Source organism: Leptolyngbya sp. PCC 6406 (genome assembly GCF_000332095.2).
GTDB lineage: Bacteria > Cyanobacteriota > Cyanobacteriia > Phormidesmidales > Phormidesmidaceae > PCC-6406.
Genome location: NZ_KI913949.1, coordinates 971198 through 988135, shown reverse-complemented (window position 1 = coordinate 988135; position 16938 = coordinate 971198). Strand labels below are relative to the sequence as shown.

17 protein-coding genes are annotated in these 16938 nt (G+C 57.2%); 8 read left to right on the top strand and 9 right to left on the bottom strand.

Annotated elements, in window-relative coordinates; translation table 11 throughout:
* Nucleotides 1-69 precede the first annotated feature (69 nt).
* Complete coding sequence (locus tag LEP6406_RS0204600; protein ID WP_008313994.1) at nucleotides 70-498, bottom strand: hypothetical protein; 429 nt, start codon at nucleotides 496-498, stop codon at nucleotides 70-72.
* Nucleotides 499-544: 46 nt separating this feature from the next.
* Entirely contained in the window at nucleotides 545-2098 is a 1554-nt protein-coding gene (locus LEP6406_RS26540) for a GTP-binding protein (protein ID WP_317133815.1), read from the bottom strand.
* 75 nt (nucleotides 2099-2173) lie between these two features.
* On the opposite strand from LEP6406_RS26540, the gene LEP6406_RS0204590 reads away from it, so the two are divergent.
* Complete coding sequence (locus LEP6406_RS0204590; protein WP_008313997.1) at nucleotides 2174-2623, top strand: T3SS (YopN, CesT) and YbjN peptide-binding chaperone 1; 450 nt, start codon at nucleotides 2174-2176, stop codon at nucleotides 2621-2623.
* A 63-nt stretch (nucleotides 2624-2686) separates the two neighbouring features.
* Here LEP6406_RS0204590 and LEP6406_RS0204585 read toward each other — a convergent pair whose 3' ends face one another.
* The 4 genes from LEP6406_RS0204585 to LEP6406_RS0204570 form a co-directional block, all read right to left on the bottom strand.
* Entirely contained in the window at nucleotides 2687-3133 is a 447-nt protein-coding gene (locus tag LEP6406_RS0204585) for a YaiI/YqxD family protein (protein ID WP_008313998.1), read from the bottom strand.
* A gap of 24 nt (nucleotides 3134-3157) precedes the next feature.
* Nucleotides 3158-3778, bottom strand: a complete 621-nt coding sequence (locus LEP6406_RS0204580) for an ABC transporter permease (protein WP_008313999.1) — start codon at nucleotides 3776-3778, stop codon at nucleotides 3158-3160.
* Nucleotides 3778-4743 (bottom strand): ABC transporter ATP-binding protein, encoded by a 966-nt coding sequence (locus LEP6406_RS0204575; RefSeq protein WP_008314000.1) that lies wholly within the window; start codon nucleotides 4741-4743, stop codon nucleotides 3778-3780. The genes LEP6406_RS0204580 and LEP6406_RS0204575 overlap by 1 nt, the downstream gene beginning before the upstream one ends.
* Nucleotides 4744-4809: 66 nt before the next feature.
* A complete protein-coding gene (locus LEP6406_RS0204570; RefSeq protein ID WP_008314001.1) occupies nucleotides 4810-5718 on the bottom strand; it encodes a glycine betaine ABC transporter substrate-binding protein in 909 nt (302 codons plus the stop codon).
* A 153-nt stretch (nucleotides 5719-5871) separates the two neighbouring features.
* Between LEP6406_RS0204570 and LEP6406_RS0204565 the strand changes: the two genes are divergently transcribed.
* From LEP6406_RS0204565 to LEP6406_RS32635, 3 genes are all read left to right on the top strand, one after another.
* Nucleotides 5872-7248: a hypothetical protein gene (locus LEP6406_RS0204565; protein WP_008314002.1), complete on the top strand. Its 1377-nt coding sequence runs from the start codon at nucleotides 5872-5874 to the stop codon at nucleotides 7246-7248.
* A 172-nt stretch (nucleotides 7249-7420) separates the two neighbouring features.
* Nucleotides 7421-8020 carry a fasciclin domain-containing protein gene (locus LEP6406_RS0204560; RefSeq protein ID WP_008314003.1) on the top strand — a complete coding sequence of 200 codons (600 nt, stop codon included), beginning with the start codon at nucleotides 7421-7423 and terminating at the stop codon, nucleotides 8018-8020.
* A gap of 256 nt (nucleotides 8021-8276) precedes the next feature.
* Nucleotides 8277-8420, top strand: a complete 144-nt coding sequence (locus LEP6406_RS32635; protein ID WP_008314006.1) for a hypothetical protein — start codon at nucleotides 8277-8279, stop codon at nucleotides 8418-8420.
* Between the two features lie 160 nt (nucleotides 8421-8580).
* On the opposite strand, the gene LEP6406_RS0204550 is transcribed toward LEP6406_RS32635, so the two are convergent.
* Both LEP6406_RS0204550 and LEP6406_RS0204545 read right to left on the bottom strand, forming a co-directional pair.
* On the bottom strand, nucleotides 8581-9882 hold the full coding sequence (locus LEP6406_RS0204550; protein WP_008307857.1) for a DUF4336 domain-containing protein: 1302 nt from the start codon (nucleotides 9880-9882) through the stop codon (nucleotides 8581-8583).
* A gap of 10 nt (nucleotides 9883-9892) precedes the next feature.
* Nucleotides 9893-11686: a PP2C family protein-serine/threonine phosphatase gene (locus LEP6406_RS0204545; RefSeq protein WP_155834629.1), complete on the bottom strand. Its 1794-nt coding sequence runs from the start codon at nucleotides 11684-11686 to the stop codon at nucleotides 9893-9895.
* Nucleotides 11687-11903: 217 nt separating this feature from the next.
* Between LEP6406_RS0204545 and LEP6406_RS0204540 the strand changes: the two genes are divergently transcribed.
* On the top strand, nucleotides 11904-12317 hold the full coding sequence (locus LEP6406_RS0204540; protein WP_008307855.1) for an NfeD family protein: 414 nt from the start codon (nucleotides 11904-11906) through the stop codon (nucleotides 12315-12317).
* Nucleotides 12318-12487: 170 nt separating this feature from the next.
* Nucleotides 12488-13441: an SPFH domain-containing protein gene (locus tag LEP6406_RS0204535; RefSeq protein WP_008307854.1), complete on the top strand. Its 954-nt coding sequence runs from the start codon at nucleotides 12488-12490 to the stop codon at nucleotides 13439-13441.
* Here LEP6406_RS0204535 and LEP6406_RS0204530 read toward each other — a convergent pair whose 3' ends face one another.
* A complete protein-coding gene (locus LEP6406_RS0204530; protein ID WP_008307853.1) occupies nucleotides 13442-14113 on the bottom strand; it encodes a HEAT repeat domain-containing protein in 672 nt (223 codons plus the stop codon).
* Between the two features lie 252 nt (nucleotides 14114-14365).
* Here LEP6406_RS0204530 and LEP6406_RS0204525 point away from each other — a divergent pair, with 252 nt between their 5' ends.
* Together LEP6406_RS0204525 and LEP6406_RS0204520 are read left to right on the top strand one after the other, a co-directional pair.
* Nucleotides 14366-15037 carry a response regulator transcription factor gene (locus tag LEP6406_RS0204525; protein WP_008307852.1) on the top strand — a complete coding sequence of 224 codons (672 nt, stop codon included), beginning with the start codon at nucleotides 14366-14368 and terminating at the stop codon, nucleotides 15035-15037.
* 542 nt (nucleotides 15038-15579) lie between these two features.
* Entirely contained in the window at nucleotides 15580-16935 is a 1356-nt protein-coding gene (locus tag LEP6406_RS0204520; protein WP_008307734.1) for an IS110 family RNA-guided transposase, read from the top strand.
* Nucleotides 16936-16938: the final 3 nt, after the last annotated feature.

Below are 16938 nucleotides of genomic sequence, written 5' to 3'. Positions count from 1 at the left end.
CGCCCAGTACGCCCCTACCCATGGCATAGACATGGTATAGATTTGTGGGTTATGGGGCCGGACTTGATATTAAGACTCCAGCTTAGGGTCAGAGGCCCGCAGGAGGGTGGAGACTTCGCCGTGGATTTCCGCTACATCGATATCCCGTTGCAGTGCTTGGAAGTAGCGGATTGCCGCCTCACTCTGCTCCGCTGCCGGGGGCACGAGATCCCGCGCTTCTGAGAGCAGGGTGTGGATTTGGTTTGGGGAGATGGGTTCTTTGGACCACAGCACTTCATCCATTTGCACAATGAACTGGGACATGGGGCGCAACCAGCTAAACCATTCGTCTCCAATCACCAGTTGGAAAAATTCCCCTTTGGAGGTGATGGGGCCATGGATGCGCTCGTAGTGGTCGCGCTCTACGTTGAGGAGCGCTTTGTGGAGCTTGAGCAGAAGGGGACGGAGGGTCTTGAGCTTTTGATACGCAGGGATGGATTGAAATTCGGAGGCTGCCATGCGATCGCGAGGGACGGTCTAGACAATCGGTAACAATTCCATCTTGTCATACTCCGTGGCGGTCTTCCGGGGGCGATGTTACCCGTCCGGCCTGGGTTAATTTGGCCTGGAGTTCCCCCTTAATGCGATGCAAAATCGAGCCCTCATCTAGGCGATCTAAAATTTGGGCCACCACGGCTTTTGGCCCCTGTGGTCCCCAGGTGGCCCCATTTACCAGGTAGGCCCGCGTCACTTGGCCAATACTGTAGGTTGAGACTCCGGCTACCGCTGCTTGGGTTACAGCAACGGACAGGTAGGGGGGCAGGGACAGTCCTCCGGTCGCTGGGGTGGCTACCCCCAGCATGCCCTTGAGGGAACTGAGGCCAAAGGTCACCAGCAGTTCGCTAACAGATAGTCCTCCTAGTTCTAAGGCCACGGTCTGCAACAGTTTGATCGCCCCTACCTGGGTCATGGGTAATCCATAGAGCCGCGATAGGGTCAGTACTAAGGCCACGTCAATGGCAGCTCCGGTGAGAATATCGATGCCTGTAACAGGATTCAGGGCAATGGCAATGGCTTTGGTCATCACCCCACTCCAGATCAGCTCTTCAGCGGCGCGATCGCGAATTTGCAACTTTTTCGCCACAATCTTTTCATTCAAGTCATCGGCATAGAGCAGGGTATTCAGGGCCACTAGGGAAAGCCCCTCCTGGTGCAAGATGTCCAGAATTTTCAGCTTTAGGTCTGTGACTTGGGGCTGACCCCGCTGTCGCCGGGTGACCAGGCGACCATCGGCCCCTCGGGTTGCTGTCGCCACGAGGGGAGCCGCCGCCGTCATCACAATTTCATCCGGGGAAATCAGGCTCTTGAGGCGCTGGTCTCGTAGGGTTTCATAAATGGTCTGGCGATCGTGATCGGGATACTGATCCACTTTGTTAAACACCAGCACGATGGGCTTGCTAGCTTGACGCAGGGCCACTAGGGCGTCATATTCCACGCGGGTAATATCCCCTGCCACGACAAAAAGGATTAAATCCACCTCCCGCGCAATCTGTTGAGCTAGTCGCTCCCGCGCCGCACCGTGGACCTCGTCTAACCCTGGGGTATCAATCAACTCAATCCGCGATCTCCCCTGTCCCTGGAGGGCTACCCGCCATACTGACTGGCCCTCCGGCAGGGTTTCTTCACTGATTTCCCAAGCGGCTTGACCGATATCCTGGGTAACACCATGGGTTGGTCCCGTGGCAAATATCTCTGCCCCTAGCAGACCGTTCAACACCGAGGATTTACCCCGCCCCACCAGTCCAAAGACGGCAATGTGGATCACGGTTTGGTTGAGTTTGTCGAGCAGCCCCGTCAGGCGAGAGACCTCTGGAGCCAGCTCAGCGGTCTCCCGTGGGGTCAGCCCCAGTCGCTCTACCAGGCCCTGCACGGTACCCTGGGCCTGGTGATAGCTCAACTCTGCCTGAAGGTCGTCAAATTCCAGTACCACTGCTTCCAACTCTGCGGCCAGGGAAGGGGTCGCCGGGATTTCGGGCTGGGGTGGGTTGGTCGAGTTCGGGGGCAAGGGGGGCATGGTGGCAGCAGGATCCCAGGGACGAAAGACAGAAGGATGAGACAAGTAATGAACTTGATGATCTCAAGGTAATGAAGAAGTGCGAAAATTGGTTCGGCTCGCGATCGCTCACCCCTATTCATGGAATTTCAAACCAACGCTCAAAAAGAATGCTACGAACGCATCAGCCCTTGGATGTATGAGCTGTTTGGGGCCAATGTGCTCACCTTTGGGGATGAGCCGCTCTTTATTATCAATTTTGGCTCAGCCGTAGCCTCCACCCGCGTCACCCCCTGGGAAGAAGATGACGCCCTGATCACTACCCGCTCCTATGTGGTCACCGATGTTGATTTGAACCCAGACCTGACCTATTTTCTCCTGCGGGAAAACAATGGTCTGCGGTTTGGCCGCTTTGCCCTAGATGCGGAAAACGACATTGTCTTTGAGCACAGCCTGGTAGGATCCACCTGCGACCAGATTGAGCTGAAGTACTCGGTCACGACGGTGACCAAGTTGGCAGATAACTATGATGACGAGATTGCTAACCGCTGGGGAGGAAAACGCGCCCTAGATCGCTGGTCGTCTTGGTAACGCTGTCCATGGTCAGGCAAGATGCCTGACCCACAAGAATTGCCCAGGAAAGGATCCGGGTTCCTAAGCTTGTTTGGCCAGGAATCGATCGAGTTGGTTGGCGAAAGCTTCGCGATCTCGTTGACTAAAGGCGGGGGGGCCACCCGTCTCGACACCACTGCTGCGTAGCTGGTCCATAAAATTGCGCAGGGCCAGCCGCTCTCGAATATTACCGGTGGTGTAAAACTCGCCCCGAGGGTTTAAGGCATAGCCTCCGGCTGCAACTACGGCTGCCGCTAAGGGAATATCGGCGGTGATGACCAAATCCTGGGGCTGGAGGTGCTGGACGATGTAATTGTCGGCCACGTCTAAGCCTGCCCTGACTTGAATGGCCTCAATGTAGTCGGAGGCCGGAATTTTTAGTTCTTGATTGGCCACGAGAACGGTCTTGATGGCAACTCGCCGAGCTGCTCGAAACAGAATTTCCTTAATTACCTGGGGGCAAGCGTCGGCATCAACCCAAATTTGCATGGTCAGCGGCTCCATCCCATCCCATCACAATTTATCGCGTCTGCTGTGATGCTCTAGCCACAGCAACAGGGTGTTGACTCCTAGGGCTAGGATAGCCACTGCGATCGCACCGGCCCAGATTTTGTCGAGGCGATTGGTTTGAATGCCGTCAAAGAGGAGACGTCCCAACCCTCCGGCATTGAACTTGGCTCCAATAGTTGCGATCGCAATCGACACCACCGCCGCCATCCGTAGCCCCGCCAGAAACACCGGCAATACCAAGGGCACCTGCACCCACCACCACCGCTGCCAAGCGTCCATCCCCATACCCCGAGATGCCTCCAGTACCGCCGGGTCAATGCCCTCTAGCCCCACCGTTAAGTTACGGACCAAAATCACCTGGGTGTAGAGCACCATCGCCACCACCACCGATGTTGCATTCAGTCCAAACAACGGCACCAGGAAAATGATCAGCGCCAAACTGGGAATCGTGTACAGCACCCCCAACAAGCCCAAAATCGGCACCTGGAGCCACCGCACCGTCGTCACTAGCAGAGTTACGGGCACCGACACCACCACCGCTATCCCTAGGGTGGTGAGGGTCATAGACAGGTGTTGCCAAACCAGGGGGAGCACCACCTCAGGATTGCCCAGGAGATAGCCCATCAGTTCTGTGTTCCCCCCATGGCCGAGGTGCGAATGTGATCCAGGGTTAAGAGGCCGACGGGACGGCCATTGTGAACCACCGTGATTTCAGGAAAGCCGGTTTTCAAAATCAAAGAGAGGGCATCTCGGAGACTGTCCTCAGGGGTGAGGGTCGGTTGACCATTGCGAATCGGGGAATTGGGTAAGGGAGCCATGGCGGGGGCAATCCGTAGCAGCCCGAGTTGTCGCACCCGGTCATCGGCCCCGAGCAAATCATGGACAAAGGGATCTGCTGGCTGGGTCAGGAGACGAAAAGGGGTATCAAACTGTACGACTTCTCCCTGCCGTAAAACTAGGATGCGATCCGCCAAGCGCAGCGCCTCTTCGACATCATGGGAGACAAACAGAATGGTTTTGCGAAGCTGGTGCTGGAGGCGCAGGATTTCCCCCTGGAGGGCGCTGCGGGTAATGGCATCGATGGCCCCGAAGGGTTCGTCCATGAGGAGGTATTCCGGATCGCCAGCCAGGGCACGGGCAATGCCCACCCGCTGCTGCTGTCCACCGGACAGTTGGGCCGGATAGCGATCGCGAAATTCCCCCGGTGACAGTTTCACCAGATCCAACAACGCCTCCACCCGGCTTTGAATGCGGGGACGAGACCACCCCAGGAGCCGGGGCACCACGGCGATATTCTGGGCCACGGTCATGTGGGGAAAGAGCCCCGACTGCTGAATCACGTAGCCGATGTTTTGGCGCAGTTGGGTGGGTGGGAGGCGGCAAATGTCTTGCCCCTCTAGGGTGATCCATCCTGCCGAAGGTTCGTAGAGGCGATTTACCATTTTCAGCAGGGTGGTCTTGCCACAGCCCGATGGCCCCAACAGCACCACCAGTTCCCCCCGCTGGATCTGAACGCTGACAGCCTTCACGGCTGGACGGGGGGCCTGGGGAAAGTGGAGGGAAACTTGATGAAATTCAATCGTGCCCACGGTGGATGGCTCTTCGCTAAGGCGGGGTGCAGCCCCGGCACATCGTCCTGGGATCCTCGCAGAATCCTAGGCTCCGACTAGCCCCTGCTCTTGTAGAAACGTGCGGGCCACGGCGGCAGGTTCTTGCTGCTCCCCCGAGACGGCATAGTTCAGCCCCTGCATGACCTCATCGGTGAGGAGAGGCGCTAGGGCATTGAGGGCATCCGCGATCGCGGGGTTGGCCTCTAGGGTATCTTGACGCACCACCGGAGCCACTTGGTAGGGGGGAAACAGGCCCTTGTCATCCTCCAGCACCACCAGGTCAAAGGCGGAAATTTCCCCATCGGTGCCAAAGGCCACCACCACATCCGCTTCCCCATCCACCAAGCCCTTGTAGCGCAGGCCCGCATCCACAGCCTTGTAAGCCTTCAGGGCAAAATCTCCATAGGTGGTCTTCAAGCCCAGCAGGCCATCCTCCCGCACCTCAAACTCAGGGGGACCAATCAATGTCAACGCACTGGCCTGAGCCACTAGGTCCGAGATAGTGGTGATATTCAGTTCCGTGGCCCGCGATCGCGTCATCGCTAGGGCCTGGGTATTGTTCATGGGAGCCGGGTCGAGCCACACCAGATCGAATTGCTCTAGATACTGGCTTGATACCGTCTCGTACACCGCCGCCGGATCCGTGTTGACGGGTTCCTTCAACACCGTCAACAGACCTGTGCCCGTATATTCTGGGTAGAGATCAATATCACCACTCTCTAGGGCGGCCTGGGCCACCGGAGTGCCCCCCAGATTTAGACTGCGGCTTACGGTCAAACCCGCCTCCTCCAGCACCAAGGCGTACATCTCCCCCAGAACAAGCTGCTCGGTGAAGTCCTTAGAGCCCACAGTAATCGTGGTACCGGATCCGCCGCCACCCGTGCAGGCCACCACCGCGATCGCCATCAGCAGGGTAGCCAGGGCGTAGGTCAACCAACGGCGAAGAAGTTTCATAGCAATGCGTTGTCCTTGGGACGATAGAAGAGGGAAAAATTTCCTTTGAGGATACCACTTCCCCCCTGTTTCCCTGCTCACCCTTTCTGCTTGCTTCAAGCTCTACACTGCTGAGGCAGCGGATTATACTACTTTCCAGTAGCCGTCCTACCCATGCGTCTCAAACGTCGCCTCAATTACCTAGAGCCCACCTGGGGATACCGGACGGTCCTCTGGCCAGTGGTGCAAGTCAAGGAAGTCTGGGAAGCCGCTTACAAAACGCTGTTGTGGTTGCTGTGGGCCAACCTAATCGGTCAGTCCCTGCATGGATCCCTCCGAGTAGGACTCTTTTTTCTCGGATTCTGCGGCTTTTCTGTCGTGGTGTATGGTCTGCAAGACTACGAAAGCCAGATTTTCATTGCCTTTTTGGCTGTATGGGGGCTGGATGCGGGGGTGAGCCGTTGGCGCTATTTTCAAGGAGCCGAGGCGGCTTGGGTCTACCTAGAGGCAGGCGATCTAGGCAAAAGCGACCCAGGGCAAGGCACCCTAGAGACTACCAAGGTTCATCAGGCCCTATCTCCAGTCCCCGGCGATGGGGCTTCAAACTGGGGTGATCGACCTCTCTATTACTGTCTAGAGACCTACCAGAACCGCTTAATTCAAGGTAAATTCACCGCTGCCCAAATCGCTACTATCACGGTGACCTACAACGAAGCACGAGGGGGACCGTTTCAGACCCATCTGGGTTGGGTTTGGCGGGTCTCCCTGACCCTAAGGGATCAAACCGATTGGCTCCTGGGGGAAGAGACCGATCTGACGGTGGCCCTGCGCCAAGCTCATCAGTTGGCAGCTCAGTTTTTCTGGGTACCAATTCGGATTGCCGCCAGTGAGGGGACGGGACCCTATGCCTGCACCCATCCCCTTGCACAAATCATGCAACGCTACCGCGACCACCCGCCTGACACGGTGCGCTTACGGCCTACAACCTTGGGCTATCACCTTTGCAATCGCTGGACCTGGAGCAGTGTAGGGCGTTTTTGTCGAGACCTCTTTCAGCAATCGGGCTTTTTACTGTTTGTGGTGCTGATGACGGAGGTGATGGAGCTGTTTGGCGAGCTGCTGTACGGGTCGGCACGGATCTATGGCAACGACGCGGCTATGGGAGTTTTGCTGGTGCAGACGGTACAAACTTTGGGACTGTCCCCCCGCTGGCATGACTGGGCGGAGGTTGCGATCGCAATGGGCCTGCTGTTGATCAACGGCTGGCACCTGAGCCAAAACAAGCATCTGTTGCTCGATCGGCATCGCGTCGCCTTTTACCTCAATCGTCGTCTGGTTGCCCAACTGCCCACACCGGATATTCACACGCTACTCGTGGTTCACGCTCCCCAGCCCTTGGTGCTGATCGTGGCCCGACATCGTGCGATGGTCAAGGACCGGCCCACCGGGGCCATCGCGATTACTGGATTCCAGACTCTAGAAGATTGCCGCGCCGCCTGGGTCGCTATCCACGACAGCCTCCAGAAACTCCAACAAAACGTCCAAATGTGAACCTGAGGTGCGCTCAGCTTGCGCCTAGTGTGACAGCGGGCAAATCTCTGCCTAAAGCTCTATTTGTATTCTGTAACACATCTGTCCGATGACGGAGGGTATAGCCCAGCGAGAATCGTTAGCGTTTTCCTAGCGTTAAAAAAGCGCATTCATCTTTGGAGGTCTTTGCACCATGTCCAACGCATTTCATAACTTTTCCAAGCCCCTCACCATTGGCCTCGTTAGCTTGGGTGCAGTGTTTGCCCTAGGAGCCTGCGGCGATGCAGGAGATGTTACGGCAGATCCCGTAGAGGAAACCCCCACGGTGGAAGCTCCCGCTGAGGAAGAAATGACAGCAGCGGAAACGGGTTCCACGGTTGTGGATATCGCCGCCAGCGACGAATCCTTTAGCACACTAGTCACCGCGCTTGAGGCCGCAGGGTTAGACGAAGTCCTAGCTGGTGAAGGGCCTTACACCGTTTTTGCCCCAACTAACGAGGCGTTTGCGGCATTACCAGAGGGTGTCCTAGAGGAACTGCTGCTGCCGGAAAACCAAGCCCTATTAACCCAAATTCTGGCCTACCATGTTGTGCCCGCCGAGGTGCTCTCGGCAGATGTCACCTCCGGCGAAGCACCCACAGCCGCCGGAGTCCCCCTCTCGATTACGGTGGATGACACTACGGGGGAAATCATGATCGACGAAGCCACCGTAATCCAAGCAGATGTGCTGGCTAGCAATGGTGTCATCCATGGCATCGACCAAGTGCTTCTACCCCCTGATGTAGCGCTATAAGCGTGCCGTCCGCTTAACCTCTATTATCAGGGGGCAACTCCCCTCGCCACCGCAGGTGCCAAACGGTGCTGACGACCGCTGTGTCTCTGCCCTAGTTAGCACCTTTGGATTGGGCCAGGGCAAGATCAGGTTTCAGCGTATCCCGAACCCAGGTTGCTTACTGCCATCAGCCCAAGAAGCCATCGCTCAATCTTGACTTTGCTCTCCCTCAAGCCGCTTAACCCGAACTCAGGTTGAGTATTGGCTGGCTGACCCCGTGACCCAAACCGTGGTGGTACTGACTCTGGAAGGGGCCACCTATCGGGAGATAGGGGTGTTTGGCCCCCAGGAAACCATCACCTCGGTTGAATGGCCAGACCTGGCGCTGACGGTTGAGCAGATTTTTAGCGCTGAGCGCTAAGGGAGCTGCGGGTTAATAGTGTACCCAGTGGCCAGGTTTCGACTTCGCTCAACCTTCAGTGATCGAGGGCTGAGCGAAGTCGTTCGCTTTAGCGTCTCCCGAAGGGAGAAAGCCCGATCAGCGGAGCGGGTACGTTATTTTCCTGCGAGTCCCTAACCTTTTACTCTTCCAGGGACCGCCTCGGCGGCGTAATGCCTCGGCGCACGAGTCCGGTTTCAATCTCCCGCAGGAAGGCAAAATCTGCTGTGGGAAGGGGCGGCGGGGAATATTTTGGGGAACCCTGACCCGCAGCGTGGACGGGCAGATCTGTAACCTGGGTCGGACCCGGATTGCTACCCAGATTGCAGTCGCCCAACCCCTCGACAAGAAAGCCAAAGGCGGCTTGAAATTCTAGGGGTGTTATAGCTAGGGGGGCTGTCAGATGACAGGGAATTACTCGCTCAAATTGCCAGCGGCTCACCTGCTGCACCCAGTCCATCACCTGGGCCGGACCTCGGTTAAAAATCAGGGTTTGCAATACCGGGGCCACAAAGGGCCGCCCCTCCCCATGGAGTGCCTCAAAAGACGTTTGCCAATCGGGTTGCCAGCGGAAGGGATAGAGGCCAAAGTAGGCCCGTCGGGAGCGATCGGGGGCATGACGCGCCTCCTGCCATGCCTCCCCTAGAGTCGGTACCCCCAGGGCGCTGGGGCGAAAGTAGAAGGCAAATAGGGCAATACGCTGCCAACCCCGACGGCGGGCCTCCGGGCTGTCGTGGATCGGGTCATCGGCGCGATCTCGGCTATGGAATAGGAGGGGGTAGGGATCCAGCGCTAACACTGGGGGCGGGTCGGCGGGCACTGATACCAGACTATCTGTGAGCAGCAGCGTACGTGACTCCCGGTGAAAAAGGGCAACCTCGGCAAAAGGCCCTAACCCCAAGGCGATCGGCCCCAGCAGAGCATAGTCAAACTCAGCGGCAAAGGGCACCTGGCTGCTGTCGCTGGGGAGCCAATGGGTCCGGCGATGCGGCAACCCCAACCAACTCAAGGGCAGATTCAGGGGATAGCTCCACTGGTGGGGAGCCACATACACCTGGGCTTGGGGAAACCGCCGCGCAAAGGGACCGACAAAAACCTTATGCTCAATCCCCGTGGTGGTGGTGAGGAGAATATAGCGGACACACCCATAGCGTTGCTCTAGGTCTCGCACTAGGGCTACGCATTCCGGCGTGGGCGCGACTGGGGCATACACTAGCAATCCCCCTCCATTGAGTCGCACCACTGTCATCCGAATCGGTACCACGACATAAAAAATGCCCTGGTACTGATCAAAGGTCCAAATTCTGTCTGGAACCACCACTCTTCGCAGGGTGCGCCGCCGCCCGTAGGGATAGAGCGGTGCCGCAGGCCAAAAGGGCCAAGCAAATTCACGGTGGGGCACAGAAGCCTCAGGGGCAGAGGAGACTGGGGAAAGACGGGCCATAGGGAGAGCGCTACTCTTCGATCTGTTCTGGAGGAGCCTCAGCAGGGGGGGAAGCAAGGCGTCCTGCTAACCACCAGCCCACCAACCCCGCTAGGAGCAAAATGCCCGCTGCCGCGATCGCGACCCATTGGGCCGGGATTTGGGGTTGGGCCAAAGGTTCCGCCTCTGGGGTTGGTGGTACATCTAGATCGTCGCCGTAGAGTAGGGCACGAGACGCTGCCGTCAGGTCGTCCGGATCTGCCGGGGCATCAGGTTCTGCTTCAGGAGCAGTGGCATAACTCGGAGCCAGCAGTTGCTTGCAGTGCATCAGCACCACCGCCACATTGTCATGACCATTCTTTTGGTTGGCCAATTCCACCCAGGAGGCCACCGCTGACTCCAGGGTAATGATGTCCTTAATAATTAATCCAATGTAATTGGCCCAGGCCGATTCAATCCGGCCCCGATCGCTGAGGCCATCGGAACAGAGGAGCAGCACGCCCTCCTCATCCACCACAAATCGCTGAATGTGGGGGTGGAGGTAGGCGGCCTCGCGGGTGCCCACCGCCTGACTCAGGGCTCCAGCATCGGGGCGATCCCGCAGCGTACTGTAGAACTGCCGCCCTGCTTGGACTTCGCGCCCTGCAATATCGTCATCAATGGTGAGCAGATGGCAATAGTCGGGGGTTATCCAGTAGGCGCGACTGTCCCCTACGTGGGCAATGTAGAGTTCATTCACCGAAAGCCAGCCCTGTTCTGTCCGGAGCCGCTGGGGAACCATGACCGCCATGACCAGGGTGGTACCCATGCGCTGGCGATCACTACGGCTCTGCTGATCGTTGTGACGATTGACCAGATCATTCACGACGCGAAGGGCAGCTTCGATCTGCTGGACAATGACCTGGGGCGGCGCTAGCCCCTCGGGGCTCTCGGTTTCCACCAGTAGACCCTGGAGTTGGAGTTGCAGCGATCGCACGACTAATTGACTGGCTACTTCTCCCGCCTCATGCCCCCCGACACCATCACAGACAATGGCAATCCGGGGCATGGGGGACTCAGGGGCGACGCCATCGGGGTAGCAAGCGTCTTCATTGCGGACCTGCCGAGGACCGGGGTGGGTGCTACCCGCTACCCGCAGCCGCACGGGGGACTGGGCCGATTCCTTTAGCAGCAGATAGTTGAGATCAACGGTGACCTGCTCCGGACTGTAGTCCCCGATGATCATGGCTTCGCAGAGCTGGCTCAAGGGTTCCGCGATGGCAGGTTTGGCCTGGGGCAAGAGCGCCCGCCAACGGGTCGCCAAGTCCGCCAAAGTGGGGGTCGCCGGTTCTGGCACGAGCTCCCCCAACCGCAGCCGCCACCCCTCCACCCGCAGGTTTTCGGGCAACAGCAGACTTGCCGCCACCCCCTGGGCCATCAAAGGCATCCACAATTCCCAGATCTGCCACAGCCAAGACAGTTGCCGCACCGCCGTAGATTGCTCCCAAACCTCCCCCAAGCCGGGAAACTGTTTCCCCGATCGGGGATTGATGGGGGCATTTTCTAACAGTAGCCAGGGGGCTTTATCCCCTTGAGAGACCACGTCATAGACCCCCGGCAGATGGAGGCGATAGGGATGGAGGCGCAGATAGGGCAGCACCCGGTCGGGCACCGAGTCGGGAATGGGGGGGGGCGACTCGGGCTGGGTATCTTTCCAAATCCGAGGGGCGATGACCTCGTAGCGGTTGCTCACCCGCTGCCCCACCGCCGGAACCTCGCACCCCGGTCCAGTGGCCCAGAAATAGGGGGCATGACGGGTCGTGACAGACTCAGCATTGGTCATCATTCAGACGTTGGTGTTTCCCAACCCTTAAAACAAGTTGATTAGTGCCAAGGCACCAGCAGGCAAAAAGGATAGATTAATCCTAGTGGATCTTGGGTTAACCGCCTGATATCCCTACGGAATCCTGTCCCCCTATCCTGAAGTGAATGGCAACTGTAGATAGCGATGACGGCTGCCCAATGACCCCAGTGTTACCTTCTGTGCTGCTATGAGCCTCCCCATGTTTTGGTTTATTGCCGGGGTGGTGCTCTGTTTGATGGAGCTATTCCTGCCTACGGCCTTTGTGGAGGCTACTTTGGGAGTGAGCGCCCTTTTGGTCTCCCTCGTGGCCTTAGTGGTACCTAACTTTGGCATTCAAATTGGCCTGTGGCTGATCTTTTCGATCGCGACGGTATGGGGACTGCGGCGATTTTCCTCCAAGCGCACGCCCTATGTCTTGGCGGACTCTACGGAAGCCCGTGCCACCACCACCATTGCACCGGGGGAAACCGGGCGTGTGCTCTACGAGGGCAACTCCTGGCAGGCTCGATGTGAAGACCTGAGCACCGCGATCGCAACTGGCCAGCGCGTCATTGTGGTGGGGCGTCGAGGCAACACCCTGCTGATCATGCCGGAACCTAGCCTGGAACCCTAGGGGCTGTGGACAACCAAAGCTAGATTCCTGGTTATGGGGCGGTTCCAGCCCCTAGCTTGATTCAGTCGGGCGAGCGTGGTCATGCCTACCCCGCAAGGGTTTTCGAGTTAATTGTCCACACGCCCTAATCCCATCTCAGTGCAGTTCATTCCTCAATTCAGGAGCCTGTTATGAACCCAGTTGTTCTACTTTTCATGTTGGTCTTTGGTGGATCCGTTGCCGCCAGTTCCGTCAAAATCATCAACCAGAGCGATGAAGCCTTAGTGGAAACCCTAGGCAAGTACAACGGGAAAAAGCTGAGACCGGGTCTTAACTTTGTCGTGCCCATGATGGACAAGGTGGTCTTTAAGCAAACCATTCGGGAGCGGGTGCTAGACATCCCCCCCCAATCCTGTATTACTCGGGACAACGTTTCCATCTCCGTGGATGCGGTAGTGTACTGGCGTATTGTTGACTTGGAGAAAGCCTATTACAAGGTGGAAAACCTCCAGGCCGCTATGGTCAACCTCGTCCTGACCCAAATCCGCTCCGAGATGGGGCAATTGGAACTGGACCAAACCTTTACCGCCCGCTCTGAAATCAATGAGTTGCTGCTGCGGGAACTGGATATCTCCACCGATCCCTGGGGCGTCAAGGTCACTCGGGTCGAACTGCGGGATATTGTCCCCTCCAAGGCGGTGCAAGATTCCATGGAGCTGCAAATGGCAGCGGAACGGCGCAAGCGGGCAGCGGTGCTGACCTCAGAAGGGGAGCGAGAAGCAGCGGTCAACAGCGCCCGAGGTCGGGCAGAATCCGATGTGCTAGCGGCGGAGGCCCGTCAAAAGGCAGCTATTCTCGACGCCGAAGCCCAACAAAAAACCATCGTTCTCAAAGCTCAAGCGATGCGTCAGGATGCGGTGCTCAAGGCCCAGGCCACCTCTGAGGCCGTGCAGATCATTGCCGACAAGCTCAAAAGTGACCCCAAGGCCGAATCTGCCCTCCAGTTTCTCCTCGCCCAGAATTACCTCCAGATGGGTCAAGAAATTGGGACCAGCGGCAGTAGCAAGGTCATGTTCATGGATCCCCGCACCATCCCTGCCACCCTAGAGGGCATGAAGGCCATCGTCGGCGAGGCTGGCAATTAGTTAAAGACTATCGCGCAGGCGCTGCAAGGAAATTCGGGCGGCTTCTGCGACCTGGAAATGGCCGTCTTTTTCCAGAAACCGGAGGGCAGATTCGCTCTTGGCGCTGGGGAGGTTTCCCAGCGCCTCGGCTAAGCGCTGGCGCACCAGCCAATCTTCGGCCTGGGCAAAGTTGAGGATGTCTTTTAGGGCGGTCAGATCGCCAATTTCTCCCAAAGCCGCGATCGCGGCCTGCTGAATCACCACCTCTGGGCTTTTAAGCGCCTCGATCAAGACATCGTGGGCGCGGGGATCCTTAAGGTTGCCCAAGGAAACGGCGGCACTGAAGCGCACCAGCCAATCCGTATCTTCGTAGAAGGCCCGCACTAAGGTTTCAAAGGCGCGGGGATCCTCCAGGTAACCTAGGGCTCCGGCAGCGTCGGCCCGAATACCGTAATCGGGATCTGTTTCCACCAACTTGACCAGGGTGTCCAGCGTGTCGGCATCGGGTTTAATGCCGAGGGCAAAGACCGCCATAGATCGAATTTGCAAGTTCGTGTCGTTCAGAACCTTCCTCACCAGGGGGGCTGCCTCCGCTGAGGGCACATTTCGCAGTTTCGCTAGAGCCAGCATCCGATCTTTAGAGTCCTCACTCTCTAGCTGGGCAGCAATATGGACTAGATCTACGGTGCTCATGGCTCTCAGATTTGTTTACAAAAATTTACCAACTTGCTTGTATGGTAACGCACTGTACTGCCAGTGACGCAATCAGGAAAATTTTGACGGGTCAAAGACCCGTCAAAATTTTCCTGACGGAACACTAGGGGCTGGAAGGCATTGGAGAGCTACCAACCAATCAGAGTCCAGTGCCCTCAGATACAGTTCCCGAGTACCTTTGGCGTCACAATCCCAGACTAATGACTCACGTGACGGCCCTAGGTCTAAGCCATGCGAATTCTACTCGTCGAAGACGATCGATATCTGGCTGATTCCCTCGCCGAAGCCTTAATCGCCCAGCAGTACACCGTCGATGTGGCCTCTGATGGAGAGGCTGCATGGCAAAATATGGCCACCTATCCCTACGATCTGGCCTTGCTGGATATCACCCTCCCCCGCATGGATGGGATGCAGTTGTGCCAGCGCTTGCGTACCCAGGGTTATCAATCCCCAGTGCTGATGTTGACCGCCAGAGACACCAGTACAGATAAGGTGGCAGGACTGGATGCCGGGGCCGATGCCTATATGGTGAAGCCCTTTGACTTGTCAGAACTATTGGCCCAAATTCGGGCCTTGCTGCGGCGCGGTCAGTCGGGCGTTAACCCCTGGCTACAGCACCAAGACCTACGCCTCAATCCCACCACCTACGAGGCCACCTATCAAGATCACCCCCTGCGACTCACCCCCAAGGAATTTGCCATTCTGGAACTGCTGTTGCGCAATGGCCGCCGTGTGCTGAGTCGGCCTTTTATCATTGAAGCCCTGTGGCCCTTAGGAGAAACCCCTGGGGAAGAAACGGTGAAAGCCCACATCAAGGGGCTGCGACACAAGCTGAGGGCAGCAGGGGCACCGCGCATCTCTATTGAAACGGTCCATGGGCTAGGCTATCGCCTCAAATCTTAGTGCAACATCAAGTTTGAATTTGTAGGCTGAGTCAGCGTTAGCGTGACCCAGCAAGCTTGTATTAATGCTGGGTCGCACTTCGTTTGACCCAGCCTACGGCAGCTACTGCAACCCGCTACATTGGGCGCGGAAACCGCGCCCCTACCCCAAAACCTATGCCAAAGGCAGGCTCATCGCCAACGGGCAGGCTAACTCCCAGGGAGTAGCTTCACCAACGCCTTTCTTGAATGCCGTTAGGTTATACACGCCATCACGGGTCGTCCGGTAACAAGGGCAACCACCCTACGACGCTGTTGCTCCTCCGGAGCACCAGACCCAACCCAAAATGTTGGGTAATGCACGGAAGAAACAGGGGCATGGGTCTATCGTAATCGTAAGCTCTAACAGTTAAGGCCGCAGCGCCACTGGTGCCTCAGTGCCCGTTACGGAGCATGGTCCTGGGATATATGGTGATGACACTGGTGAAGCCCTAGCTATCCCGTTTAGAAGACTCTCTAACAACCGTCCCAGGTTAGAGCCCCTTATCTTCTCCTAGAATTGCCATGACTCAGCCATCTACCAAGAGTTCGGTGCATCAGCTCTGTCCTAACGCCGCCGGAATTGACATTGGTGCAGATACCCACTGGGTCAGTGTGCCGCCTGAGCGAGATCGGCAGCCCGTCCGCCCGTTTGGGTGCTTTACCAATGATCTCCATGGGTTAGCGGACTGGCTGCAACAATGTGGTATCACCAGCGTCGCGATGGAATCGACCGGAGTCTATTGGATACCGGTGTTTCAAATCCTAGAAATCCGAGGGTTTGAGGTCTGCTTGGTCAACGCGCATCATCTGAAAACGGTACCGGGACGAAAGAGTGATGTCTTAGATTGCCAGTGGTTGCGGCAGTTGCATAGTTATGGCCTACTGGCAGCGTCGTTTCGTCCCGACGATGCCATCTGCGTCTTACGAAGCTATATCCGGCAGCGCGAGCGGCTGACCGAGTGTGCCAGCGTTCATATTCAACGGATGCAAAAGGCGTTGACGGAAATGAATCTGCAGCTACCTCGGGTGGTCAGCGACATTACGGGGGTAACTGGCATGAAGATTATTCGCGCCATTGTGGCGGGTCAACGAGACCCGCTCCAGTTAGCGGCGATGCGAGACCCACGCACCAAACGCAGTACGGACGAGATTGCGGCAGCTTTAGAGGGGGACTACCGGGGGGAACACGTGTTTGTGCTGGAGCAAGAATTGCTGTTATATGACACCTACCTTCAGCAAATTGCCCGGTGCGACGACCAGATTCAAGCCTGTCTGGAGACCTTTGAGGATAAGAGTGCTCCGGATGCGCCGTTGCCGCCAAGACCTAAAGGTCGAAAGCCCAGTCGCAATGCGCCCCAGTTTGACCTGCGCTCCCATCTCTATCGCCTCTGTGGCATTGACTTCACCCAGATTGATGGTCTCGAAGTGCTAACCGTGCAAACGATTCTCTCCGAAGTCGGACTTGATCCCAGGCGCTTTCCGTCGGTGAAACACTTCGCCTCTTGGTTAGGGCTCTGTCCCGGTAGCCGAGTCAGTGGGGGTAAAGTCTTGAGCTCCAAAACCCGTAAAGTTGTCAACCGAGCGGCAAAGGCGTTTCGGATAGCGGCACAATCGTTGGCTCATAGTCAGACTGCTATGGGCGCGTTCTATCGACGGATTCGCAATCGCCTTGGGGCACCGAAAGCCGTTACCGCAACTGCGCACAAACTGGCATGCCTCTTCTATCGGTTATGGTCAACTGGCGAGGCTTATGTCGATATTGGAGCTGATGCTTATGAACAGCAGTATCAGCAACGAGTGCTTAAGCACCTTAAACAGCGAGCCCAGCAGATGGGGTTCGAGCTTGTCCCTAAACCCCCGCTCCCGGAAGTTTCTTAGAAG